Origin of the sequence: Corynebacterium sp. ES2775-CONJ (genome assembly GCF_024814515.1) — a bacterium.
GTDB lineage: Bacteria > Actinomycetota > Actinomycetes > Mycobacteriales > Mycobacteriaceae > Corynebacterium.
Genome location: NZ_JANUXT010000001.1, coordinates 1 through 22,851, shown reverse-complemented (window position 1 = coordinate 22,851; position 22,851 = coordinate 1). Strand labels below are relative to the sequence as shown.

Here is a 22,851-nt window from a genome sequence, read left to right as displayed (position 1 = left end):
TTCTCCAGCCACTGGGGATCGTTTTTACAAGTGGCTAAGCATAACAAGGGGCGGGCTCAAAGTAGTAGTTCTGCCCCCAAAATCGGGATTTAGACTTGCGGTTCCGCCCCTAGTGGATAACCTTTTCCTGCGGCTAGGGATTCTTTGACTGTACTGGCATATATATCGACATAATCTGCCTGTGCCAGCTCAACCAGGGTCTTCATAAAATAGTCTGTGAAGGCTCTCTTCGCTTCATGAGTCTCGGGGTCTAAGCCGAGACCTGTTATATAGGCGCGGGCGTCAATAGGCTCGCCGATGCGTAGTCCTACTTTATGTGGTCGAAGAATCCAGGAACCAATGGGGTTGGCCTTTCGAGCACCGATCATAGCCACCGGCACCACTGGTACTCCCAGCTTGAGAGCTATATGTGCCATACCTGTCTTACCGCGATAGATGCGGCCATCTGGAGAGCGAGTGCCTTCTGGATAAATACCCAGGACTTCCCCATTGGTGAGAATTCGCGCCGCGGCTTCCTCTAAAGCTGCCTTGGCGTCTGACGATGTGCGATCAAGTGGAACCTGGCCTACTGCATTAAAAAACCACCGCTGAATAGCCCCGATAACGCCGGTACCGGTGAAGTACTCACTTTTGGCTAAGAAGGTCACATGGCGGGAAATCATCAGTGGCAAGTAGAAGGAATCCATCACCGATTGGTGATTGGAGGCTAGTATGACGCCACCTGTGTGGGGAATATTTTCAGCGCCGGTAATCTCGGGACGGTTATAAAGCTTCAGGAAAGGACCCATCACAATATACTTGAATATCCAATACCATTGTTTGCTGGTCATAATCCTTTGAAAGCTCCTGAATAGTCTTAATCCGGCAGGGATGGGTTAACGTAGCGCCGAGCCAAGTCAGCTACGCCTATCATACCCGCATCAGCGCCCAATTCAGCGCATTTCACCTCGGCCACGGGGCGGTGGCCGGCGCCCACCAGATTCTCAGCCATAATCGTTTTCGCAGTAGCCAGATAAAGGTCCGCATCTTGGGAGACTCCCCCACCCAGCAGAATAAGACCGGGGTCAAGGACATCGCCGACGATGGACAGACCCTTGCCCAGCCAGATAGTAAAATCCTTGAGCACCTCGGTTGCTAGCGGATCGCCTTCACGGGCCAGATGCATAATGTGGCGGCCGCTGATTGTCTTATGTGTTAAAGCTGTGGGGAGATGGTGGGGGTGATTGAGGTATTCTCGCGCGGTTTCTTCTAAAGCCGATCCCGAACAGTAGCGCTCCAAACAGCCCTTTTTCCCGCAGGCGCAGGCACGTCCATCGGGAACGACGGTAAGGTGCCCAAATTCCGGAGCGGTGCCGAAGGCCCCGCGATAGATAGTGTTTCGATCCATCAAAGTTGCCCCAATGCCGGTGCCGAGGGCGAATAATACCCAATTGTCCACACCACGGGCTGCACCGAATTGGTTTTCGCCCCACGCTGCCGAATTGGCATCGTGTTCAAGTCGAACCGGCAACCTCAGAGCCTTTTCAAGTTCTCTCTTGGCAGGATAGTCGCGCCAGGAAAGGTGCGGAGCAAAGCGCACGATTTCGCATTCAGGATCTAAGAACCCCGCAACTGCAAGTCCCACCGCAGCAATATCATGGGAGGATTTTAGATGCTCTACCGCCTGGATAATACCTCGCACAAGGGTTTCAGGACTGCGCGGGACGGGAGTAGCTACTGCATCGATGATATGTCCCTCGTGGTCAACCACGCCGGCACGCAGATTGGTTCCCCCGATATCGAAACCGACGGTGAGAATTTCATGCATGACCTTAGACAACCTTTGTACCCACTCTTTGACGTAGATTAATTATTCAAGGATATAACGTCTTGAAGCTTGGCTCTAAATTACTCGGCATAACCCAAAACTGTGCGCAGCCGCCGACCCATGGTATCCCAGGTCCAATTTTCCTCGATATTCCTCCGGCCTGCCTCCCCCATGGCACGACGTCTTTCAGCATCTTCAGCAAGGTAGCACAAGGCTCGAAGGAGCTCCTTCGAATCGTGGACTACAAGACCGCTATCAGCGGTCATGGTTTCCGGGGCACCCCCTGAGTTCCCAGCGATAACCGGCACTTGGCAAGCTTGCGCTTCAAGATAGACAATCCCTAGGCCCTCGATGTCGAGTCCGCCTCCCCTCGTGCGGCAAGGCATGGCAAAAATATCCGCACTCTGCATGAGCTCTACCTTTTCGGTTTCACTGATCCGACCTGAAAAGGTAATAGTTGGTTCATCACCTGCTAACCGGCGTAACCTCTTCTCGTCTCTCCCACTACCAGCAATAATAAGTTGGGCATGAGGATATGCGCGGAGAAATTCCGGCCACACCTGAATGAGTTGATCTTGACCTTTACGCGGAACCAGACGAGAGATGCACACAACCGTCAGAGATTCACTGTGTTGGGTGGGTCGAGGTCTAAATACGTCGTGGTCCACGCCTGAAGGCAGATGCGCAAAGTGACACGAACCTTTTTGCTCGAAGGCAGACGCGAAGCGATCCAGGGTGTAATCAGAGATATAGGTGACGCAGTCAGAGTGTTTTCCTATAGTGCCAAGGAGGGAGCGGGCAACAGGCAGCATGGACCAGCCCACTTCATGCCCGTGAGTGGTAGCCACTACGCGAGTCGCGCCGGCTTCTTTTGCTGCTGCCGCCAAGAGTCCGAGGGGAGCTGCTGCCCCGAACCACACGGTATCGACTGAATATGTGCGAATTATTTGCTGCATCTTTCGGCGCACCCGAGGAGTGGGAAGCAGCACTCGCGCGGAGTCTCTTATGATCGGGTAACTAACCGTGGCATCATAGAGTGCCGCTTCGTGTTGGTCCTGGGTAGAGGCGTAGACAACGATATCGCCCGCAGGCAGGGTATGTACAAAATCGCGCACATATGATTGGATACCGCCTGTGGTAGGGGGGAAATCGTTAGTAACGAGTAGGATCCGCATCAGTATCTACGCGCCCCATAAAACGGCATGGAGTCCATGCTCACTACCTGAACGGGGATACCATAGTCGCTGGCGTGGAGGACTTTGTTATTACCAGCGTAGATGCCGACGTGAGTGGCCCCTGGGTAGAAGCCCACCACGTCACCGGGCTGCAATTCTGCTCGGCTAATTGGCTTACCACCCGACATCTGGGCTTGGGAGGTTCTGGGAAGTACTTTTCCTTGCTGAGCATAAGACCAGACCACTAGTCCCGAGCAGTCGAAAGCGTCGGGGCCGGCGGAACCCCACCCGTAGGGAGAGCCGAGCTTAGTCAAACCCACTTCAAGGGCTTGCATACCGGAGGGATTATCGCCCTCGATACCCGCTAATGTGTAATCTACCGGACCATTCTTCTCCACCCAGCGAGCCCGTTCTGCAGGACTGAGGGCATCAACCTGGTTAATCACCTCGGTGATCCTAGTCTTGAGCTCTTCTTTTTCTCGCTCCAGATCTTTTTGTCGAGCGATGATGTTATTACGCTTAAATTTTGCTTCCTCCAGGGCCTGACGGGCTTCGTTACGCGCCTCGTTAGCCTCGCGTGTAGCCTGCTGCAGGCTTTCTACTACCTTCTCGGTGGTATGGGTCAACGTTGCAAAATAGGCTGAGCGGTCGATGGCGTTTTGGGGATTGTTCGATCCGATAACCTGGGTGACTCGATCTTTTACTGCGCCCCGATATTTCGCCTGAGCAATCGAATTAACACTCCGTTGGTAATCGCGTTGCTTTCTCAGAGCGTCATCGGCGAGCGCCGTGGCCTCTGTAGCGCGGTGCTCGAAATCAGGTAATCCTGCTTCGGCGGCTTTTAGGTCCTCAGCTAATTGCTTGACCTCCTCGTTTTTTATATTAGCCTCTGCGGAGATCTCGCCCATACGCGCGATGAGGTTGCCCACATCACGGTCTGGAAGTTCTTGGGCATTAAGTATTGGCAACCCCAAACTCACGCTAGCAAGCACGGTCACTATGCCGACGGCACGAATGTGCACGATACTCCACCCCTTTTAGGCATATCAGATGAAAGTTAAACCGCCATTTTATCCCATCCCTCATCCAGATGGGACAAAGCGAAAAACCCCGAGCCCCTATGATTATTAGGGCTCAGGGCTTAGAGAATGGGAGCATACAGACTAGTACCGCACTGCCGAGTGGAAGGGCATCGTAGAAATTGCAGTCTCGGAGAGTGGGACACCTTCGGTGAGTGCGTGTATTACCATGCCGTTGCCGGAGTAGATACCGACGTGGGATGCACCTGAGTAGAAGACAACGATATCTCCAGGCTGTAGATCCTGGTAAGACACCGGCTGGCCCGAGGACGCCTGGGCATATGACGTCCGGGGGATGCGCTTACCTACCTGCGAATAGGCCCATGTGGTTAGTCCTGAGCAATCAAAGGCATGTGGCCCGGTTGCTCCCCATACATATGGGGAGCCGATACGAGAGCGAGCTGCATCGACTACTGCCTGTCCGAGGGTTTGGGTTTGAAGCTGCTCGACGCCAGGGAATCCGACGACGGCTGAGTAGTTAGGAACAGAGGCTTGCCCGGCAAGCGATGGGATCCACTGCTCAACACCGGGGATATTAGCGATTCCCGGTATATTCTCGATGCCTGGAATTTCCACTGCAAGATCAGTTCCAGGGACGACGACCTGCGCAGCCTGGGCGGCGGGGTTAACCAAGGTTGCTGCCGCTGCGACGGCGGTTACAGCCGCTGCGTTGCGAGCAGTCGAGTTGGTTTGACGGCGGTGCTTAGCCACGAATTCAGTCTCCAATACTAAATCTCAACCAGCCAAGGAGTGTCCTTAAAAACTGGCGGTCGCTTCGAGAAGATCTCAGTGGGACCAAAGGTAGGAAGAATTTCTCAACCCATGCTTTTTGATTTGTCTCAATAAGGTTACGAAATGATTACAAGTCGTGTCTACTCCTTAGGTGAAAAACCAGCGGATTCAGGAGGGGTGCCCTGCACAAAGAAGGATGAAGGGAGTGTTTATTAGACGTTGGTATATTCTCCGGAAAGGCCGTCTACCTGCACATAGGAGCGTTATCAAACCGTTACACTTTTGAGGTCATCCCGTTATAAAACCAACGTAAAAAGTTAATGTGATTTATAACACATTCCGGGAGATTAGGGGTATATCGGCGAAAATGTGCGAAATGCTCACGCTAAACGGCAGCTAGACGCGCCTTTTCTCTAGTTCACTCGAGTAACAGAAATGTACAGACGGCGCACGAGCATATATCCCTTTAGAACCCCTCAGATCCCCCCAGCTCTGCTCAAAAATGCGGCACAGATCTCTACCTATCACTATCTTCCATATCGTTGGCAGGAAACAGATGTCACTGCCACCAAACTGTGCGCTGTACACATCCCCTCTACGGTACTGCCAGAGACCTCTCGCAAATGGCCTACTCAGATAGCACGCGTATCGTTTCCACGGCCCCAGGGCGGGGTGTATCTTCCCAGGAGATCTTCGGGCGTTAAAAAAATGACGAGATAATTAAACGATCCCCACCGGGCCGTGTTGCATTCACAACTTGAAAATCGCGCTGGTTTAGATCGCAAACTCCATTACTACCTCCCAATAGCTCAGGAGGTAGGACGGTCATCTTGAGCTTCGTCCTTAGGCCTCGATATAGCGTGGTGGTGACGGTCCCACAACCACAACTCTTTAGACATGCTGCTGCTCGCACTCCCCATACGATCGGCTCGTTCACATGCGGGCATCTATATCGTATTCACCAGGACTCAATTTTAGACCAAATCTACTAAGGGTGTAGTAGAAACTGACGCAGATAATTAACGCGCCTTCTATCTGGCTCACCCGCGCCACAACTGCGCCGTAACTAGGCTTAAACGGGGCGCTAGCCGAATCTTTCGAGGGATATTCCATCGGGCAATTCCCCACTACCCCTGGATGCAGCAAACTTTCGGTTCTGCAACACTTGATTGAGGCCACTGAAAGCCATTCAACCTCAGCTGGTGAGTTGCGGGTAAGTTGATACAGCAAGCAAAAAAAGTGGTGTCTCCTTATATATATGGAGACACCACCTGATAGAGCCTATTTAGATTCGATTGTTATCGATATCCTCTGCCCTATTTGCTTCATTGAGATTTTCCAGCATTTCGACCTGTTCGTGGTGGTTTTCTTCTTCGATTTCTCGAGCCTTTGCAGCAATCTCTGCATCGTCGGGAGTAAAGAAGCTACCACGCCCGGGCTCGCCGGCGAATACCAGCTGGTTCAGCTGCTTCGGCACAGCGGCACCGGCATAAGGCAGTGGGATGGGGTGTCCATTTTCGTCCACAGGTCCTAGAGGTTGGTGAACTTCGATAAAGGCGCCATTAGGCATGAGCTTGATAACGCCGGTCTCGATACCATGCTCTAGAACTTCACGATCTGAGCGCTGCAGGGCTATACACAGACGATACGTGATGAAGTAGGCCAGTGGTGGCAATACGAGAAGTCCAATGCGACCAAACCACGTCATGGCATTCAGCGATACATAGAAGTGCAAGGCGAAGAGATCGTTACCGCCGGAGAGCGTAAGTACCGCGAAGAAGGTAATACCCATAACTCCGATGGAGGTTCGCACTGGGACGTCGCGTGGACGCTGCAGCAGGTTGTGATGGGCATTATCGCCTGTCACTTTTGCTTCGATGAATGGATAAGTGATGAGCAAAACAACCATTAGACCCGCGACGAGTCCGACCCAGACGGCATTCGGTATGGTGTGGTTGCCAATATACAGCTCCCAAGCCGGCATAACGCGAGCCAAGCCGTCGGTCCACAGCATATAGATATCGGGCTGGGAGCCAGCAGATACCTGCGATGGATTATATGGGCCCAGCATCCAAATGGCATTGATTGTGGTCAATCCAGCGAGCAAGGCGAGAACACCAGCGGTGATAAGGCCGAAGGCGGCTGCCTTGATACCGAAGAGTGGGAGGATACGAATTCCCACGACGTTATTTTCAGCACGACCTGGTCCGGGGAATTGGGTGTGCTTCTGGTACCACACGAGCGCTAAGTGTGCAGCGATCAGGCCGAGGAGGATGCCAGGGATAATGAGAACGTGGGCGATATAGAAGCGATCGAGCATGAGGTCGGAGGGGAAGTCTCCTCCGAAGATCAGCCAGTGCAACCAGGTTCCAATAATTGGGAGTCCCACAATGATGGCCGACATAATACGCAGACCAACACCGGAGAGGAGATCATCAGGTAGCGAGTAACCCATGAAACCTTCGGCCATTCCGAGAAGCAGGAGTACACAACCAATGATCCAGTTGGCCTCGCGGGGACGTCGGAAAGCACCAGTAAAGAAGATGCGCAGCATGTGCACGGTCATTGAGACCATGAACATCAGCGCAGCCCAGTGGTGCATTTGTCGAATGAACAGCCCTCCGCGAACCTCGAAGGAGATATTTAATGCGGTGGCGTAGGCGCGCGACATTTCCACACCATTGAGTGGGAGATAAGCGCCGTCATAGATGACCTTCGTAATCGATGGATCGAAGAAGAGGGTCAGATAGACACCAGTCAGGAGCAGGATGAGAAAGCTGTAGAGAGCGATCTCACCGAGCATAAATGACCAGTGGGTCGGGAAGACCTTATTTATTTGGGTCCGCATACCACCAGCGAGGGTGTAGCGGGAATCGATATTATTGCCTATTTCAGCGAGTTTGTTTGTCATTATGACTTACGCTCCCAGAATGCCGGGCCGACAGACTCAATGAAGTCGCCTGCGGCGATGAGGTAACCCTCTTCGTCTACGGTAATCGGCAGCTGTGGCAGAGCACGTGCGGCTGGCCCGAAAATAGGCTTTCCGTAATGCAGAGCATCAAACTGCGATTGGTGGCACGGGCACAGGATTCGGTTCGTTTGCGCTTCGTAGAGGGAGGTTGGGCAACCGATGTGCGTGCAGATCTTGGAATAGGCGTAGTAATCGCCATAGTGGAAATCTTCTTGGCCAGCGCGCTCGATGACCTTTTCAGCGTCCGAGGAGCGCAAGCGAATGAGCATGACCGCGTTGCGAGGGCCATGAATGGAGTGCATCTGATTCTCATAGACGTCCGCCTGGGGGTCGTACAAGTCCCCATCGTTGACGAGGTCAGCAGGAAGTGGGAAAACGGTCTCCATTCCAGCTGCCACTAGATCCTCAGGGCGCATGCGAACCAAGCGGGTCACGCCATGGGTCGTATAGTGCTCACCGGAGGAGCTTTCATGCTTTTCGGCGAGGGCACCAGTGTCACGTCCAAGATAGAGCTTCACTCCCTGCTCGGAGAGTGTCCAGCCGGAGGTCCAGAGTGTACCGTCACCCTGAATGCCGAGTTTGCCGGCTTTCCACGGGTTCTTGATCATGCCGCCTAGTGGGGCGATGATCACTAAGCCAGCTAGCACGCCACCGAGACCGAGGAGACCTTGGATAACCTTTCGGCGCCCTAGAGTCGAGGTGTGCCATGAGTCATTCAGTAGGGCTACGATGGTGCGGCGATCGACTTCATCTGAGGGGCCATCATGGCGGCGCTGCACCGCGATTTCGTCTGGAACGATGGTCTTCACGTAAATGACCACGCCCATGCCGAGGGACAAAATGGCCAGACCAGCGGTGAGGCCAAGAAGCGGGGTGAAGAGGGTATACATCCACAGCCCGTCATCGCCATGACCCTTATACTGCCACGGCCAAGCGATATAAACGGCCAGGAAGGCCAAAGCAGCTACTATACCTAGACCAAGCCAGATGCCCACAATACGAACAGCACGCTTCTCGGCGGGGTCGTTTTTAATAGGGAACCGTTCCTTGCGGTAGGCAACGGTGACGTCATCGAGCTCCGTGCCAAGGCGCGCAAGTTCCTCGTTGGTCATTGCGTTGAGCTCTTTGTCGCTGAAGTTCTTTGAAGTATTTTCGCTCATGAGCGCGATCCAATCCACATAGCGGCGGCCACGAGGACCACGATTCCTACAAGCCACATCAACATGCCTTCAGCAACGGGGCCGATGCCACCTAAGCTCCAGCCACCAGGAGATGGGGTTTCCTTCGCAGACTTAATGAAAGCAATAATGTCTTTTTTCTCGTCCGCCGATAGCTGCCGATCGGAGAATTTAGGCATATTTTGTGGACCAGTGAGCATAGCTTGGTAAATCTCTTGCTCATTTGCTGGGTCAAGGTACGGAGCGTACTTGCCCGAAGACAATGCCCCGCCGCGCCCAGTGAAGTTATGGCAGGATGCACAGTTGAGACGGAAGAGATCAGATCCGCGCGCTACGTCGGCGGGATTGATTTTGCCGTCGAACTGGTGCCCGCGAAGAGATTCTTGGGCTACCGAACCGTCTTCGTTATAGACGATTTCGGGTCCGCCACCGTTGGCGGCTACATAAGCGGCGATCGCTAGCGATTGCGCTTCATTATAGCGAGGGGTCTTGCGAGCGGCTTGGGCTTCATTGCGCAGCATCGGCATACGGCCGGAGTGCACTTGGAAATAGACCGCACCTGATCCAGCACCGATCAGTGATGGTCCACGATCTTCCACACCCTGCAAATTGGTGCCATGGCAAGTCACACAGGCTAGCTCGTAGAGGTCTTTACCCTCTTGGATCAAAGCCTGCTCATCGGCTTGCGCAGTGGCAACTTGCGGATCTGGGGTGGCAGCGTTTACTAATAGGCCGGTGCCGGTGAGGCCGAAGGCAAGTGCAAGGGCACCAGCGAGGGTGCGCCGCAATTTCCGCTTGCCACGCACCTTCTTCGCGTGGGCGGCCAAGTCGGTTGAGCTCACCGTCTCGGAGTTTGTATGGTTGGTCTCCATCATTTTCCTTATGTCTCGATTATGGAAAGTGAATGGCTGTAGGCCAGGGGGTGGATGATCAGATCATCCATAGATGGCCGCTACGGCCTACTGAATGACGTAAATAGTAATGAACAATCCGATCCAGACCACGTCGACGAAGTGCCAATAATAGGACACCACCATCGCTGCAGTTGCCTGGGCTGGGGTAAACTTTGACATCTTGATGCGCAGCAGAATAACGACGAAGCCTAGAACACCAGCGAGCACGTGGGCTGCGTGGAAGCCAGTCGTAATAAAGAATACGGAACCGTAGACACTGCTAGGGATGGTCAGGCCGTGCTCTACCAGGTGGTAGTACTCATAAGCCTGGCCGAGAAGGAAGATCGTACCTAAAAGGATGGTCAGTGCATACCACCGACGCAACTTGAAGACGTCTCCCCTTTCTGCTGCAAAAACGCCGTACTGGGCGGTCACCGAACTCGAAACCAGAATGGCCGAGATGGCTAGGGCATAGGGGACATTAAGGTGATCAGCACCTTCTTGCCAGGACCCGTTACCGATCCCGTTCGCACGCGAGGTGAAATACATCGCGAACAAACCGGCGAAGAACATCAACTCTTGAGACAGGAACACGATCGTGCCCACACTGACCATATTAGGGCGATTCAGTGCGGCTACTCTCGGCGTTGCTGCCTTGTCTGGGTTTCCAATTGCGTTCGTCACATCTATAAGTATGGCTTGTTTCTGTTAGCCCGTCACCTCGCGCGCATGACCGGTTTCTCCGTCTATTGCCTTCTACAACACAGCTCATCATGCATTTTCCCTGTGTTTGCCGATGCACTTATGCGTAAAAATAGCCATAAGCGCAGGTCACCACAGTTACCCCCCGCAAGGGAACACTCAACGGCGTCCGACTGGTCTATAGCCACTAAGTTACTATTGTGAGCTAAAACACATGTTTCATTCAGATCGGGTCTTAAAACTCATACTTAAGTATGCCCCACGCCTACCTGCACTTTTATCGAAGGACTACCCCCCTTTATTGCCCCTGAAAAATCTCCGGGAACTTTTTTCAGTTTCATCCGACCACAACTACCCCACTAACACTCAGACCCCCACCCGACTATTTCGGGTGGGGGTCTGAGAGAAGAACGAACGGAGAGGAATCAGATCTTTAGTGCTTTTCCTTTGGTAAACCGTATTGCAGGTTCAACATCGTGGTTGTATAAATCAACGCGACGGCACCTAAAGCAATGAGCCAGTAGTGCATAAAGACGATGCCAAAGCCCAGCAGCGCAATGGCCCCGGACATAGCAGCCGGCCAAATGGAGGACGGGGAGAAGAATCCTAGTGTTCCCGCTCCGTCGGAGATCTCAGCTTCCTCCCAGTCTTCAGGAACAACATCCATGCGCACTTCGGTGAAGTGCAGATAGGCACCCAGCATGAGAGCTAGCAGGGTGGCCAAAATCAGGGAGACACCACCCGCCCATTCGAAGTTATAGCCGCCTCCATCAGCAACGAAACGGTTGCCAGTATCGTCGACATACATGGTGGCCAGGAAGTAAAGTACGGACATAATCGCCAAGAAGACGGTTATGGAGTACATGATTCGTGATGATCCGCGCATTTTCTCTTACCTCGGTCCTTTATTCGCCCGTAAGCTCACGTACATTATTGCCATCACGGGTTGCAGTGCGCCCTGAGTTGAATGGGCTCGTGGTGATTGCATAACCTGGTTCGCCAATTGCCTCTAATGCAGCTGAATTTGGAGCTTCAGGGTTGCTGCGGCGGAAGTCGAGATAGTCAACGAACTTTTCAGGCGTGACCACTCGAAGCTCAAAGTTCATCATGGCATGGTAGGTGCCGCACATTTCGGCGCAGCGGCCAACGAAGGCACCTTCCTTCTCAATCTTCTCGATCTGGAAACGACGCTCCTGCTTATTCTCCTCGGGATGGGAGTATACGTCGCGCTTGAAGAGGAACTCTGGAACCCAGAATGAGTGGCTCACATCCGAGGAAGCGAGTTGGAACTCGATGGGTGTATTGCTCGGAAGGACCAACACGGGGACCTCGTCGGTCGTACCCAAAGTCTCTATCTCGTCAAAGCGCAAATAAGACATATCGCTCTTCGAGCGCCCGTTGATTGGGTTATGACCACTCGGGTCGATCTTAGAAGCCTCGGCTAGTTCTTGGCGCTCAGTGTCGATTCCGTCGTAAGTCTTTCCGTCGGTGGTGAGTTCAGCAGCAACCTCGCGGTAGCCGAACTTCCAGTTCCACTGGTAGCCGGTGACATCGACAACAACCTGAGGATCTTTATCCAGTGCAGTAACCTTGTCTTGGGTTTGCACGGTGAAGAAGAAGAGCGTCATAACAATAACCACCGGGACGATGGTTAAAAAGAGCTCGACCGGAATATTATATTGGGTCTGACGTGGGAACTCGTCTTTACCGTCTTTTTCGGCCTTCTTTGCCGACCAGGCGAACATGCCGTAGATGAACAGGCCCCACATAATGACGCCGATCGTCCAGGCAGCTACCCATACCCATACCCAGAAGTTATACATTGCGGTTGCTTCGGGTGTAATACCCTTAGGCCAGCCCATAGCGAGGAACCAGCCGAGAGCTCCACCTGGAGCATCGACATTGCACCCCGCAAGGGTTCCAGCACCTAAGGTCAGTACACTTGCTAGAAGTGCTACCCGCCCAAAGCCACGCTTGTGTTGATTAGCCACGCGTGTCTGCCTTCCTTTTCACATTCGTTCAGTTCATCGCAGGAGTACCATTCGCCCACGAGCGGCCGAGAGTATTCCTATGCCTATCTTGACAGAATATCGTATCCAGCGCGCCCGTGAGGAACTCCATAGGCCATTTGTGCTGCTTATTTGGCCGAGAGCGGCATTTTCATTACCCCATTGACGTGGATAATTAGCTAGTTAACCTCGATAAACACGTGACTCGAATCACACTCTGCAGTTGACGCACTCAACCTTTTGAATGCCCACTAAACCGATAGCTCTCTACCCCCACACCTCTCCCCCGCATTTCAGCCAGCGCCCGCCCCACCACGCGCACCGAGCTAAGCCCGGATATATGGAGTAACCTTAGAGACCAGATTTTCTAACCCTGATACTTAGAGTGAAGGAGTCCTTAACTTTCTATGTGCGGCTTACTCGGAATCCTCTCCGCCCACGGCCAAGCGCAGACCTTTGTCTCCGCGATCGAGAGTGCGCTCCCGTGCATGCACCACCGCGGGCCCGACGAGGCTGGTACGTGGCACGATAATGACGCCGTCTTCGGTTTCAACAGACTCTCTATTATTGATCTAGCGCACTCCCACCAGCCTCTGCAGTGGGGGCCCGAAGGTCAGGAAAATCGCTATGCCATGACCTTCAACGGTGAGATCTATAACTACCTCGAATTACGCGAGGAATTACAAGCTCTCGGTTACCATTTCAATACTTCTGGTGACGGGGAGCCAATCGTAGTGGGCTACCACCACTGGGGAGAGAAGGTGGTTGAGCATCTCCGCGGCATGTTTGGCATCGCAATCTGGGACAGCGTGGACCATCAGCTCTTCCTCGCCCGCGATCAATTTGGAATCAAGCCGCTCTACTATGCCACAACCGAGAAGGGTACCGTCTTCGCATCCGAGAAGAAGTGCATCCTTGATATGGCCGATGCACTTGGTCTAGGTCTCGACCTTGATCGCAGAGCCATCGAGCACTACGTGGACCTGCAATACGTCCCCGAACCCGAGAGCCTGCATCAGGAGATAAGGCGACTTGAATCGGGTTGTACTGCTACTGTCCGCCCTGGGGAGAAGCTGGTACACTCACGTTATTTCCGTCCCCAATTCCCAGCCCGAAAAGTAGGTCCCGCTGGTGAGCAGGAGCTCTTCGATCGCATCACCCACGCCCTGGAAGATAGCGTAGAGAAGCATATGCGTGCCGACGTCACCGTTGGATCCTTCCTCTCGGGTGGTATCGATTCCACTGCTATCGCCGCTCTAGCCAAGCGTCACAACCCTAATCTACTCACTTTTACCACTGGATTTGAGCGCGAGGGTTATTCCGAAGTCGATGTGGCCAGAGAGTCCGCAGAGGCTATTGGAGTTGAGCATATCGTCAAAATTGTCTCACCCGAGGAATACGCCGACGCCATTCCTAAGATCATGTGGTACCTCGACGACCCCGTGGCGGACCCCTCCCTCGTCCCGCTCTACTTCGTAGCCCAAGAAGCTCGCAAGCACGTCAAGGTCGTGCTCTCAGGGGAAGGCGCCGACGAGCTTTTCGGCGGCTACACCATCTATAAAGAGCCGCTCTCGCTGGCACCATTCGAGAAAATTCCGGGTCCCCTGCGCCGTGGTCTGGGGCAGCTCTCGCGCATTCTTCCGGAGGGAATGAAGGGTAAATCCCTACTCGAGCGCGGCTCCCAAACTATGGAGGAGCGCTACTACGGTAATGCCCGCTCCTTTAACTTTGAGCAGATGCAGCGTATCATTCCGTGGGCCCGCAAAGACTGGGATCACCGAGAGGTCACCGCTGGAGTTTATGCTCAATCTCAGGAGATGGACCCCGTCGCCAGGATGCAACACCTTGACCTCTTTACGTGGATGCGAGGCGATATTCTGGTCAAAGCCGATAAAATCAATATGGCCCACTCGCTCGAGTTGCGTGTTCCTTTCCTCGATAAGGAAGTTTTCCACGTGGCAGAAACAATCCCCTACGATCTCAAGATCAGCCATGGGACCACTAAATACGCCCTCCGTAAAGCGATGGAATCCATCGTCCCAGCGCATGTGTTGCACCGTAAGAAATTAGGCTTCCCCGTCCCTATGAGGCACTGGTTAGCTGGCGATGAGCTCTTTGGCTGGGCTCAGGACACCATCCGCGACTCCGGCACGGCGGAGATATTTGATAAAAATGAGGTTCTAGCCATGCTCACAGAGCACCGCAACGGTCACAGCGATCACTCTAGGCGCCTGTGGACGGTCCTCGCCTTTATGGTCTGGCATGGAATCTTCGTGGAAAAGCGCATCGATCCTGGTATCGAGCAGCGCGAATACCCAGTCGAGCTATAGGCATTCTCGAGCTATAGGTATTCGAGCGACAAAAAGGGCGCCTGTCAGGGTTTTTACCCTGCCAAGCGCCTGATTTTCGTTAGTTAAAAGAATCTCCACACGCACACGAGCCGCCAGCATTGGGGTTATCGATGGTGAACCCCTGGGACTCGATGGTGTCTTGGAAGTCAATAGTAGCTCCCGAAAGATAAGGCACACTCATCTTATCCACCACGAGTCGGACGCCGCCGATGACGTCTTCCTTGTCACCGTCGAGTGAACGGTCATCGAAAAAGAGTTGGTAGCGCAATCCGGCGCATCCGCCTGGTTGGACGGCAATCCGCAGCGCCAAATCATCTCGATTTTCTTGCTCGAGCAACGCTTTAGCCTTAGCAGCAGCCGCTTCGCTTAAAATAACTCCGGTATTGCTTTGAGTCTGTGGGGCAGTCATGAAAGTCTTTACTCCTTAACGCGGTAATTCCTGATACAACTCTACCGCAGCCATCACATAAGTGTCGGCACTGTTGGTACGTACCTCTATTATGCCTCCTTGAGCCTTTGGCCTGCTAGCCGAATTCTGGTCCCGATACGATTCCCAATGAGGCTCGGTGCAAAAGTTTTTTGTGATGCTTTCGTAAAAGCGGAGCAATATTAGTAGTCTTGATATCGTGAATTCCGATAAACAGCAGCCCGCCGAAGCCCCACGTTCCAAGGCTTATACGCCCAAGAAGGGACGCCCTACGCCGAAGCGCAAAGAAGCTCAAGCGCACCCGGGGACGTTCCAGTCGCGTTATGCCTCTGATGAAGCCTTCCTCCGCAACCGCAAGATGCGGAAAGAGCTGAAAGCTTCCATGACCAAAGAGGAGTGGAAGGCTCATAAGAAGGCCGAGAAGGAAGCACGCCTCGAGCGCAGCCGCCGCACCAAAGAGGGCATGGATCGCGGCGAAGAACGCTACCTCCTCGAACGTGATAAGGGCCCAGAGCGAGCCTATGTACGCGACTATATTGACTCACGCCGCTATATGAATTCTTTTATGATGCCTTTTGCTCTCATCCTGCTCATTGGCATGGTGATATCCTCCTCATGGCCTGAGATCTCCTATTTCATCAGTCTCTTTGCCATGGCTGTTATGATCGGCTTGGCCGTTGAAGGAGTCATGCTCGGCCGCGGCGCTGTGGCTGCAGTGCGCGATAAATTCCCAGCCTCCGCCGAATCTGGCCTCGCCTTGGGCTTTTATGCTTTCGGCCGCGCCTCTCAACCTCGGCGCTGGCGCACCCCGAAGCCTAAGGTTGCAGCGGGCGATTATATTGGCGGCAAGAAGAAGAAGTAGTACACATGCGTACCCTAATAGTGGGAGGGGCTCGTTCCGGTAAATCGGCTTTCGCTGAAGGCCTGGCTGGTTCGGGCCCGTGCCTGTATATAGCGACTGCTCGTGGAGCTGATGGGGACGAGGATTTTCGCGCCCGAATCTATGAGCATCAACGCCGACGCCCCTTGACCTGGATAACCGAGGACCGCGCGGATATCCGATCCGTTCTCGCCAGCCCCGAGGACTGGATCAAGCCACATACCCCGATTCTTATTGATGACCTCGGCACCTGGCTGAGTGCGCTTATCGACGCCAAAGAGGCCTGGGAGTCACCGCGTGGCTGTGTGGACGCTGAGATTGAGGAATTATGCGCGTTGATTGACGATCTCCCCGACTATTATCCACTCGTTATTGTTAGCCCTGAAGTGGGGATGGGGATCATCCCCCACTTTCACTCCGGGCGACTTTTCCGCGATGAATTGGGCCGACTCAATCAACTCGTAGCAGATATCTGCGAGGAAGTAGTCTTTGTCGTAGCAGGCCAAGCGTTACCCTTGAAGAAACAGCTGACCGACAAAGACCCGAGAAAGGCTTGAGGTTTGAAGGCTTATGCATCCAACTGATTTTTTCCCACGAGTTCACGCCCCCGATAGCGAGGTGGCGCGGCAGGCCGAGGAGTACCAGCTCGCCTTGACTAAACCTGCGGGATCTTTGGGTCGACTTGAAGAGATCGGGATTTTTCTTGCGGCCTGTCAATCGCAGCTACCTCCACGTCCCCTTATCCAACCGCGGCTGGTGGTCTTCGCCGGTGATCACGGTATCGCAGCTCGTCATGTCTCGGCCTACCCGCAAGAGGCCTCCGCACAGATTGCCGATAATATTCGCAATGGTGGTGCTGGGGTCAATGCCATTGCTAATGCTTCCGGTATCGGGATCCGTGTGGTAGATATTTCGCTCAACCATGATGTGTGGGGCGAGGAGCGAGTCTCTCGCTCGAGTGGAATGATCGATATCGAAGATGCGATGAGCGAAGAGCAATTAGTGCGCGCCATCGAGATTGGTAAGCGTATTGCCGATCAGGAAATCGATAGCGGTTGCGACCTCATCATGGCTGGCGATGCTGGAATCGGAAATACCACGATCTCCTCTACCATTATTGGTTTACTCACTAATCACGAGCCTGTTGAAGTTACCGGCCGTGGCGCCGGCTGTGATGATGAAGCGTGGAAGAATAAAGTCAGCGTCGTGCGCGATGCCATGTTCCGTGCGCGGCGCGACAAGGGCGATATTCTGACCGTTATGCGTAAGGTTACCTCTCCCGACCTGGTAGCTATGGCAGCGTTTATAGCTCAGTCCGCGGTGCGCCGCACCCCTATCTTGCTCGACGGTGTGGTGGTTGGTTCTGCTGCCATCCTCGCTGACCGTCTCGCCCCTGGAGCTCGGGCATGGATGCTCGCTGGACATCAATCCGCCGAGCCAGCCCACACCTTCGCCTTAAAATATCTGGGCCTTTCACCTCTCGTGAATCTAGGTATGCGGCTAGGTGAAGGGTCTGGGGCGGCCGCCGCCTACCCGCTGGTCAAAATGGCCTGTCATATTCTCAATGATATGGCGACCTTCGAGCAGTCCCATGTTGCTGGCGCCGATGCCGTCCCCGCCGATCGCTTCTCCAACACTCACTGATAGATGTCCGGAAAAGCTCACTTCACCTCAGGCGAGCATCAACACCCGCTCATCGAGGGCCCACTTACTGCCCTCAGCTGGCTGACGGTTCTCCCCATTCGCGGTGCGGATGTCTATGACAGGGTCACAGGCACTCGAGTCATGCTGAGTTTGCCTCTCGTGGGAGCCCTTTTCGGGTGTATTGCGGCTCTTTTGGCTCTAGCCTTTTCAGCTCTGGGGGTCAGCTCGCTTTTAGGCGCGGTTATTATTCTATTGGGGTGGGAATTAGCCAATCGCTTCATGCATCTCGATGGTTTAAGCGATATGGCAGATGCTTTGGGTTCCTATGCCGATAGCGCCAAAGCTCGTTTGATCTTGGATGACCCTCATACCGGCTCCATGGGGGCTGCTGCGATTGTGTTGGTCTTTATGACCGAGGTTGCAGCGATGTCGACGATGCTCGAACTTAGCTACCCTTTACTACTGGGATTAGCGCCGTGGGCCAGCCGGATATGCACCATGGTGCCTTGTTTGACGAGGTTCAGCCCGATTCGCCCCACGGGTTTTGGTGGCCTGATAATTGGAACGATTAAGCCACTCGCCCTCGCGTTATGGTCACTGATCTTTGTTCTTGTGGCACTATGTATCCAACCGAGCTGGGTTATTATGCTGGCTTACGGAGGAAGTATAGGAATCAGCTACGTTTTGTCGCGCTACTGTGACCATCGTTTGGCCGGGCTCAATGGCGATGCGTGCGGCTTTATCCAACAGGTATCCCAGGCAAGTTTTCTCCTGATCACGAGCCTGGGATTAAGCCTCATTTAAGGCGCGGCTACGAGTGTGTGCAGCCACTGATGGGTATCAGTGAGATCGCCCCGCTGGATTCCCGTGAGGTGCTCACGCAGCTTCATAGTGATCGAACCCGGCCGACCTTCATTAACGGCAAAATCTCCGTGCCGGGAGCGCACTGTGCCCACAGGTGTGATGACCGCAGCGGTTCCGCAGGCGAAGGTTTCCGTCATCATCCCGCTCTTTGCATCGCGCTCCCATTCATCGGTGCTAATCAGGCGCTCTTCGACCTCGTAGCCCATATCGCTTGCGAGTTCGAGCAAAGAAGCTCGAGTAATACCCGGCAATAAAGAGCCAGTGAGTTGTGGAGTGACAATCTTCGGGGCCTTGTCACCGTCGTAGACAAAGAAAAGGTTCATTCCGCCCATCTCCTCAACGTATCGGTGCTCGTGAGCATCAAGCCACACCACCTGGTCGCACCCCTTGTCTGCTGCTTGAGCTTGGGCAAGCAAAGAAGCGGCATAGTTGCCGGCACATTTGGCAAAGCCGGTGCCACCTTTCACGGCACGCACATAGTCCTCGCATAACCAAACAGATACTGGTTTGATTCCGCCTTGAAAATAGGCGCCAGCGGGGGAAGCAATGAGCACAAAGATATAGGAGGATGATGGATGTACGCCCAGGGTGGATTCGGTGGCTATGAGGAAGGGACGCAGATAAAGCGATTCCTCACCTCCGTAGGCTGGTACCCACTGCTGATCCACCGTGACCAATTGAGTGAGGGCTTCAATAAAAAGATCCTTGGGAAGTTCCGGCATAGCCAGTCGGGCGGCGGAGGACTGGAAGCGGGCAGCATTGGCATCGGGGCGGAAGGTTTTGATACTGCCGTCCTTATGCCGATAAGCCTTGATCCCCTCGAAAATGGCTTGACCGTAGTGGAAAACCGACGTCGAAGGGTCGAGGTGCAAAGGGGCGTATGGGGTCACCGTGGCGTCATGCCAGCCGGCCTCCTCAGTCCAGGAGATCGTGACCATGTGGTCGGTGAAATACTGACCAAATCTGGGGTTTTTGTGGATTTCGGCGATGCGCTCTGCGGCGGTTGGCTCGGAAGTTTTATTGATGCGGAATTCTAGGCTACTCATATTTTTAATGTACACCGCTTCATCGACGATCAGCTCAATACCTAATCCAGCGGAATTTTGGTTAAGGTTGGGGATTGGCCGAGAAAATCTCAGCTATTGTGCTTGAATAAAGGAGTCATCGATGAACGAATTATCGTCGCTCATTACTGGTGCGCGGACTCGCGTGCATTTAGAACACTCACTGCCCAATAATACCGAGGCTTTGATCATCCCCGCTTTCGCTGGTGAGGACGGTCTTGAGTTAGCAGCATCTGGGCTTTTCGACGACGAGATCGAGGCAGACCTTCTCGAACTTCTCACCGCGCTGGGTGCGACGGGCAAGAAGATGGAGATTACTAAAATCCCCGCCATCGAAGGTATCGCCGCCGATATCGTGGTGGCTGTGGGTCTTGGCGATAATGACGCTTTTGACGCGGATATTTTGCGGCAGGCGGCCGGAGTCGCAGCTCGCTCGGTCAAAGGGCTCGAATATGTAGCCACCACCTTAGGCATCTTTGGAATTCGAGAAACAGTCGAGGGCATCGTCCTAGGCGCTTACCATTATGACGGCCTTAAAACGTCCTCCCTCACCACCCCTGTCGAAAATGTCACCATCATCAGTACCCGCGAGGACGCACGGGATGACTTCGACCGCGGCCTTATTGCCGCTCAGGCGGTTACTCTGGCCCGCGATCTCGTCAATGCTCCTTCCTCACACCTCTTCCCCGAAAGCTACGCGAACATCATCGACTCGCTGGCTCAGAGCTACGGTCTTGAGGTGAGCATTCGCGATGAACACCAGCTCGCCGCAGAGGGCTTCGGTGGCATCCTAGCCGTGGGCCAGGGTTCGAGCCGCAAGCCGCGCTTGGTGCAATTGAAATACCGCGCACCTCAAGGGCACGAAGACACTAAACATATTTCCTTCGTGGGCAAGGGTATTACATTCGATACCGGTGGTATTTCCATCAAGCCCGGGGCCAATATGGATCTCATGATCACCGATATGGGTGGCTCTGCTGCCGTTATCGCCACAACGATCGCTGCTGCTCGATTAGGCTTAAATGTCAATATCACAACCACTGTCTCTTTGGCTGAAAATATGCCTGGTGGCAATGCCTACCGCCCCGGTGATGTGATTACCCACTACGGCGGAAAAACCACTGAGGTACTCAATACTGATGCTGAGGGCCGCCTCGTCATGGCTGACGCTATAGTCTTAGCCTCCGAGGATAATCCCGATTACCTCATCGATACCGCTACCCTCACCGGTGCCCAGATCGTTGCCTTAGGCGATCGCACCATGGGAATCATGGGAGATACCGAGCTCATTACGACACTCGCCGAGCTGGGCAACGTGGTGGGCGAAGGGGCTTGGCCAATGCCTCTACCGGAGGAGTTGGCTGAAGCCGTAAAATCAGAGGTCGCAGACCTGCGCAATGTGACTAATTCGCGGGCGGGCGGGATGCTTTCCGCCGGATGTTTCCTAAGAGAATTTGTCGGCGACAATATTCCATGGGCTCACGTGGATATAGCTGGCCCATCATTTAATTCTGGTAGCCCATATGGATTCACCGCGAAGCGCGCCACTGGAGTGCCGGTGCGCACCTTCCTAGCCTTCCTCGATAGCCTTTCTTAAACTGATGCTGCAGGTCACGTAAGTACCTGCAGCACCCTAATACTCGCCGCGTTCGAAACGTTCGCGGCGTTCTTTTTGCTCGCGGCGCTTGCGCAAAATTCGCTCTCTCTCAATACGCTCACGCATGCGTTGGGGGTAACCAGTTTCCTCAACATCATAGAGGGCAATACCTAGTTCTTTGGCCACCACATCAATACCCTTAGGACCGCCGATGCGACGGCGGGTAAAATCACCCGATTCATCGACAAGGCACACACTCATTTCGTTAACCAGGGTTTCTGGCTCGATAAAACCCTCGACTAACAGCCGCGATGCCACCCACCCTTTGAGGTAGGCCAGGTCATTGCTGCGGATAGTATCCCCGGGAGCGCGGGGTGGCTTCAGATTTGATTTCGCGCCTTTGCGGCCAAATATATTGAACACAAGGAACAATTGTAGGGGGAAAAATAAGAACTTGCGGACATCCGTGTCACATTTCTGCCATAAAACGGGTACGCTCTAGGGGTATTAAGACCTTTTGTGACTACTGCAATCACACGTTAAATTCATAGGAGCTAAATTAACCATGGCGCACTCCGTTATCATGCCCGAGCTGGGCGAATCAGTAACTGAAGGCACGATTACCCAGTGGCTCAAGGCCGTAGGCGATACCGTCGAGGTCGATGAGGCCCTGCTCGAGGTCTCCACTGACAAGGTAGACACCGAGGTCCCCTCCCCCGTTGCTGGTGTCTTGTTGGAGATCAAGGTCAACGAGGACGATACCGTGGACGTCGGTGAAGTAATCGCCGTCATCGGCGACCCCGATGAAGCTCCAGCTGACAACCAAGACGATGAAAAAGAAGCTGCCCCCGCAGCGGAAAAGGCTCCTCAAAAAGATTCCTCTGCGACATCATCTGCTGGCGCCGTTGATGTGGTGATGCCGGAACTAGGAGAATCGGTCTCCGAAGGCACCATTACCCAGTGGCTCAAGGCCGTCGGTGATACCGTCGAGGTCGACGAGGCCCTCCTCGAGGTCTCCACAGACAAAGTAGACACCGAGGTCCCCTCCCCCGTGGCCGGCACGATCGTGGAGATCCTGTTCGAGGAAGACGATACCGTTGACGTCGGTGACGTCATTGTGCGCATCGGCGACCCCGATGCCGTTCAGGAAGAGACCAAGCCTGAGCCAGAGCCTGAGGCTAAACCAGAGCCTAAAGCTGAAGCCAAGCCACAAGCACACTCATCTGCTGGCGCCGTTGATGTGGTGATGCCGGAACTGGGAGAATCAGTCTCCGAAGGCACCATTACCCAGTGGCTGAAAGCCGTAGGCGATACCGTCGAGGTCGACGAGGCCCTCCTCGAGGTCTCCACTGACAAAGTAGACACCGAGGTCCCCTCCCCCGTGGCCGGCACGATCGTGGAGATCCTGTTCGAGGAAGACGATACCGTTGACGTCGGTGACGTCATTGTGCGCATCGGCGACCCCGATGCCGTTCAGG

The 22,851-nt window shown here is 54.0% G+C and carries 21 protein-coding genes; 7 read left to right on the top strand and 14 right to left on the bottom strand.

Going from position 1 to position 22,851, the window contains the following annotated elements; translation table 11 throughout:
* Positions 1 to 89 precede the first annotated feature (89 nt).
* From NXT01_RS00105 to NXT01_RS00055, 11 genes are all read right to left on the bottom strand, one after another.
* Entirely contained in the window at positions 90 to 830 is a 741-nt protein-coding gene (locus NXT01_RS00105; RefSeq protein WP_259076053.1) for a 1-acyl-sn-glycerol-3-phosphate acyltransferase, read from the bottom strand.
* A 26-nt stretch (positions 831 to 856) separates the two neighbouring features.
* Entirely contained in the window at positions 857 to 1,807 is a 951-nt protein-coding gene (locus NXT01_RS00100) for an ROK family protein (RefSeq protein WP_259076051.1), read from the bottom strand.
* 80 nt (positions 1,808 to 1,887) lie between these two features.
* Positions 1,888 to 2,985 carry a glycosyltransferase family 4 protein gene (locus NXT01_RS00095; RefSeq protein WP_259077079.1) on the bottom strand — a complete coding sequence of 366 codons (1,098 nt, stop codon included), beginning with the start codon at positions 2,983 to 2,985 and terminating at the stop codon, positions 1,888 to 1,890.
* Entirely contained in the window at positions 2,982 to 4,004 is a 1,023-nt protein-coding gene (locus tag NXT01_RS00090) for a C40 family peptidase (protein WP_259076049.1), read from the bottom strand. The genes NXT01_RS00095 and NXT01_RS00090 overlap by 4 nt, the downstream gene beginning before the upstream one ends.
* Positions 4,005 to 4,145: 141 nt before the next feature.
* Positions 4,146 to 4,772, bottom strand: a complete 627-nt coding sequence (locus NXT01_RS00085) for a C40 family peptidase (protein ID WP_259076046.1) — start codon at positions 4,770 to 4,772, stop codon at positions 4,146 to 4,148.
* 1,306 nt (positions 4,773 to 6,078) lie between these two features.
* Positions 6,079 to 7,704 (bottom strand): cytochrome bc complex cytochrome b subunit, encoded by a 1,626-nt coding sequence (locus tag NXT01_RS00080; protein ID WP_259076043.1) that lies wholly within the window; start codon positions 7,702 to 7,704, stop codon positions 6,079 to 6,081.
* Positions 7,704 to 8,924: a ubiquinol-cytochrome c reductase iron-sulfur subunit gene (locus NXT01_RS00075; RefSeq protein WP_259076041.1), complete on the bottom strand. Its 1,221-nt coding sequence runs from the start codon at positions 8,922 to 8,924 to the stop codon at positions 7,704 to 7,706. Before NXT01_RS00075 ends, NXT01_RS00080 begins: the two co-directional genes overlap by 1 nt.
* Positions 8,921 to 9,817, bottom strand: coding sequence for a c-type cytochrome (locus tag NXT01_RS00070; protein ID WP_396124677.1), 897 nt, complete (start codon positions 9,815 to 9,817; stop codon positions 8,921 to 8,923). Before NXT01_RS00070 ends, NXT01_RS00075 begins: the two co-directional genes overlap by 4 nt.
* 84 nt (positions 9,818 to 9,901) lie before the next feature.
* Entirely contained in the window at positions 9,902 to 10,519 is a 618-nt protein-coding gene (locus NXT01_RS00065) for a heme-copper oxidase subunit III (protein ID WP_259076036.1), read from the bottom strand.
* 451 nt (positions 10,520 to 10,970) lie between these two features.
* Entirely contained in the window at positions 10,971 to 11,423 is a 453-nt protein-coding gene (locus NXT01_RS00060; RefSeq protein WP_259076034.1) for a cytochrome c oxidase subunit 4, read from the bottom strand.
* Between the two features lie 19 nt (positions 11,424 to 11,442).
* Positions 11,443 to 12,528, bottom strand: coding sequence for a cytochrome c oxidase subunit II (locus NXT01_RS00055; protein ID WP_259076032.1), 1,086 nt, complete (start codon positions 12,526 to 12,528; stop codon positions 11,443 to 11,445).
* A 425-nt stretch (positions 12,529 to 12,953) separates the two neighbouring features.
* Between NXT01_RS00055 and asnB the strand changes: the two genes are divergently transcribed.
* Positions 12,954 to 14,876, top strand: coding sequence for an asparagine synthase (glutamine-hydrolyzing) (gene asnB / locus NXT01_RS00050; protein WP_259076028.1), 1,923 nt, complete (start codon positions 12,954 to 12,956; stop codon positions 14,874 to 14,876).
* Between the two features lie 79 nt (positions 14,877 to 14,955).
* Here asnB and NXT01_RS00045 read toward each other — a convergent pair whose 3' ends face one another.
* Positions 14,956 to 15,306 (bottom strand): iron-sulfur cluster assembly accessory protein, encoded by a 351-nt coding sequence (locus tag NXT01_RS00045; protein ID WP_259076025.1) that lies wholly within the window; start codon positions 15,304 to 15,306, stop codon positions 14,956 to 14,958.
* 217 nt (positions 15,307 to 15,523) lie between these two features.
* Between NXT01_RS00045 and NXT01_RS00040 the strand changes: the two genes are divergently transcribed.
* Genes NXT01_RS00040 through NXT01_RS00025 form a run of 4 tightly spaced genes read left to right on the top strand, consistent with a single transcriptional unit; the run spans position 15,524 to position 18,652 of the window.
* Positions 15,524 to 16,186: a DUF3043 domain-containing protein gene (locus tag NXT01_RS00040; RefSeq protein ID WP_259076023.1), complete on the top strand. Its 663-nt coding sequence runs from the start codon at positions 15,524 to 15,526 to the stop codon at positions 16,184 to 16,186.
* Between the two features lie 5 nt (positions 16,187 to 16,191).
* Positions 16,192 to 16,761: a bifunctional adenosylcobinamide kinase/adenosylcobinamide-phosphate guanylyltransferase gene (locus NXT01_RS00035; RefSeq protein ID WP_259076020.1), complete on the top strand. Its 570-nt coding sequence runs from the start codon at positions 16,192 to 16,194 to the stop codon at positions 16,759 to 16,761.
* 13 nt (positions 16,762 to 16,774) lie between these two features.
* Positions 16,775 to 17,848, top strand: coding sequence for a nicotinate-nucleotide--dimethylbenzimidazole phosphoribosyltransferase (gene cobT / locus NXT01_RS00030; protein WP_259076018.1), 1,074 nt, complete (start codon positions 16,775 to 16,777; stop codon positions 17,846 to 17,848).
* A gap of 3 nt (positions 17,849 to 17,851) precedes the next feature.
* Positions 17,852 to 18,652 carry an adenosylcobinamide-GDP ribazoletransferase gene (locus tag NXT01_RS00025; RefSeq protein ID WP_259076005.1) on the top strand — a complete coding sequence of 267 codons (801 nt, stop codon included), beginning with the start codon at positions 17,852 to 17,854 and terminating at the stop codon, positions 18,650 to 18,652.
* Here the strand turns inward: NXT01_RS00025 and NXT01_RS00020 are convergent.
* The gene (locus tag NXT01_RS00020; protein WP_259076002.1) at positions 18,649 to 19,758 is read right to left on the bottom strand and encodes a branched-chain amino acid aminotransferase; all 1,110 of its coding nucleotides are present in this window, start codon (positions 19,756 to 19,758) and stop codon (positions 18,649 to 18,651) included. The genes NXT01_RS00025 and NXT01_RS00020 overlap by 4 nt on opposite strands.
* A 121-nt stretch (positions 19,759 to 19,879) precedes the next feature.
* Between NXT01_RS00020 and NXT01_RS00015 the strand changes: the two genes are divergently transcribed.
* Positions 19,880 to 21,373, top strand: coding sequence for a leucyl aminopeptidase (locus NXT01_RS00015; RefSeq protein WP_259076000.1), 1,494 nt, complete (start codon positions 19,880 to 19,882; stop codon positions 21,371 to 21,373).
* A gap of 36 nt (positions 21,374 to 21,409) precedes the next feature.
* Here the strand turns inward: NXT01_RS00015 and NXT01_RS00010 are convergent, their stop codons facing one another.
* Positions 21,410 to 21,796, bottom strand: a complete 387-nt coding sequence (locus tag NXT01_RS00010) for an oxidoreductase (RefSeq protein ID WP_259075997.1) — start codon at positions 21,794 to 21,796, stop codon at positions 21,410 to 21,412.
* 142 nt (positions 21,797 to 21,938) lie between these two features.
* On the opposite strand from NXT01_RS00010, the gene NXT01_RS00005 reads away from it, so the two are divergent.
* Positions 21,939 to 22,851: biotin/lipoyl-containing protein (locus NXT01_RS00005; RefSeq protein WP_310470050.1), on the top strand; the 913-nt coding region annotated here is incomplete at its 3' end.

What these genes read in the sequence shown, in the direction of transcription:
- NXT01_RS00075 (WP_259076041.1), bottom strand. Translation starts at nt 8,924, where the DNA reads ATGAGCGAAAATACTTCAAAGAACTTCAGCGACAAAGAGCTCAACGCA.
- cobT (WP_259076018.1), top strand. Translation starts at nt 16,775, where the DNA reads ATGCATCCAACTGATTTTTTCCCACGAGTTCACGCCCCCGATAGCGAG.
- NXT01_RS00105 (WP_259076053.1), bottom strand. Translation starts at nt 830, where the DNA reads ATGACCAGCAAACAATGGTATTGGATATTCAAGTATATTGTGATGGGT.
- NXT01_RS00015 (WP_259076000.1), top strand. Translation starts at nt 19,880, where the DNA reads ATGAACGAATTATCGTCGCTCATTACTGGTGCGCGGACTCGCGTGCAT.
- NXT01_RS00020 (WP_259076002.1), bottom strand. Translation starts at nt 19,758, where the DNA reads ATGAGTAGCCTAGAATTCCGCATCAATAAAACTTCCGAGCCAACCGCC.
- NXT01_RS00100 (WP_259076051.1), bottom strand. Translation starts at nt 1,807, where the DNA reads ATGCATGAAATTCTCACCGTCGGTTTCGATATCGGGGGAACCAATCTG.
- NXT01_RS00080 (WP_259076043.1), bottom strand. Translation starts at nt 7,704, where the DNA reads ATGACAAACAAACTCGCTGAAATAGGCAATAATATCGATTCCCGCTAC.
- asnB (WP_259076028.1), top strand. Translation starts at nt 12,954, where the DNA reads ATGTGCGGCTTACTCGGAATCCTCTCCGCCCACGGCCAAGCGCAGACC.
- NXT01_RS00070 (WP_396124677.1), bottom strand. Translation starts at nt 9,817, where the DNA reads ATGATGGAGACCAACCATACAAACTCCGAGACGGTGAGCTCAACCGAC.
- NXT01_RS00045 (WP_259076025.1), bottom strand. Translation starts at nt 15,306, where the DNA reads ATGACTGCCCCACAGACTCAAAGCAATACCGGAGTTATTTTAAGCGAA.
- NXT01_RS00035 (WP_259076020.1), top strand. Translation starts at nt 16,192, where the DNA reads ATGCGTACCCTAATAGTGGGAGGGGCTCGTTCCGGTAAATCGGCTTTC.
- NXT01_RS00060 (WP_259076034.1), bottom strand. Translation starts at nt 11,423, where the DNA reads ATGCGCGGATCATCACGAATCATGTACTCCATAACCGTCTTCTTGGCG.
- NXT01_RS00025 (WP_259076005.1), top strand. Translation starts at nt 17,852, where the DNA reads ATGTCCGGAAAAGCTCACTTCACCTCAGGCGAGCATCAACACCCGCTC.